The organism is Mycolicibacter senuensis, from assembly GCF_003284925.1.
Lineage (GTDB): Bacteria > Actinomycetota > Actinomycetes > Mycobacteriales > Mycobacteriaceae > Mycobacterium > Mycobacterium algericum_A.
In genome coordinates this window covers 1-1,400 of sequence record NZ_QMEX01000295.1, presented here as the reverse complement: position 1 = coordinate 1,400, position 1,400 = coordinate 1, and the positions used below count along the sequence as shown (strand labels likewise).

The window sequence follows — 1,400 nt, the reverse complement described above, 5'->3', positions numbered from 1 at the left end:
GTACCGGAGCTGCCGGCGGCACCTTGGGCGCCACCTCGGGAACCGGTGCCGGCGCCTGCTGGGTCGGTACGACGATGTGTTGGCTCGGCGCGGGATGCTCGGATGCGGTCGGCCGGATACTGACCGCCAGCGCCACGAGCAAGGAGGCAACCCCGACGACGAAGAAAGCCGCGAGGCCGCTACCGGCCAGCAGGAACGGGTTGCGGCGCTGAGCCGGCTCGAGCTCATCGGCACGCCGCACGCCGGCACTCGGCGGGTGATAGTCGGCGGCGATGACGTTCGCGGTACTTTCCGCATCGCCGAAGGCCAGGTAGCCGCTGTCGGCATCGTCGGGGATCGCGCTGTAGGCCAGCGCATACTCCCCGATCGTGGCGTCGTAGTCGGCCTGCTGGGCGTAGGCCAGCGCGACCAGCTCCGGGTCGATCACGCCGGTCCCCGGGTCGCGGGCCCAGGCCAGCGCCGACGTCGACGAGTCGAACAGCGGGGCATGAGCGCTGGCCAGCGCCGCTCCCCGTGCCAGCGCCGTGTCCGGCTCCTCGGGAACACTGACCGGGATCGCGCTGACCGCGTCCAGCTCGGGCTTGACCAGGCCGACATTGACACCAGATCCGACCACGAACAGCCCGTCGGGCCGGGACTCGAGCCGACCGGCCCGGGCGGCCAGGGCGGTCAGCTCGGCGAGCGCCGCGTCGTCGTCGGACGGCAACGCCACGCGGCTTACTTCGGTGATCGAACCGTCCGTCGAGTCGACGACCGCCAGCGTCGCACCCTGGGGTTCGATGAACATCAGTGCGGTGCGCTCGTAGCCGATCGTTCCGCCCACCGTCTGGGCCAGCGCGGCCGCCGCCAGGAAGGCCGACACCAGCATCACGTTCTCGACCCGGCGGTCGGCCAGGGCGTCGCGCAGCTGCCCGGCCTGCACCTGATCGGCGACGGTCACCCCCGTCGACGCCAACCGGTAGCCGCCCTGCTGCGCGCTCTCCTGGGTGCCCAGGATGGCCGACACCACCTGGTCGGGGAATGCCGCGCCCGCGGTGTCGACCTCGAAGCCGTCCTCGTCGACGGTGACGCCACCGGCGTTTTCTCCCTCGACGAGGACCATGCGCACCGACGGCGGCGCCGCCGACACGCCGAGCACGATGTCCACTGCACCTCCTCCCCTTCGGCCGCCGATTGATTAGCCCATCTTATCGGTTTGCGAGATAAATCCCCACCTCAGAAGTGGAGGCCCGGAATCGGGATCGGGATCGGGATCCCACCACCACCACCGCGGCCACCGCGGCCGGGGCCCTTGCCGTGGCCTTTGCCGGGACCCCAGCCGCCTCGGGGCGGGCCCAGTATCGGCGGGCCACCGGGGAGCCCGGGAATCTCCAGTTTCGGGATGATCGGCGGTGGCGCGG

The 1,400-nt window shown here is 71.4% G+C and carries 2 protein-coding genes; both read right to left on the bottom strand.

Annotated features, from left to right (window positions below):
• Positions 1 to 1,147 (bottom strand): DUF7159 family protein (locus DQP56_RS24240; protein WP_112689614.1); only part of this gene is annotated, 1,147 nt, incomplete at its 3' end.
• Between the two features lie 68 nt (positions 1,148 to 1,215).
• Positions 1,216 to 1,400: hypothetical protein (locus DQP56_RS24955; RefSeq protein ID WP_205868978.1), on the bottom strand; the 185-nt coding region annotated here is incomplete at its 5' end.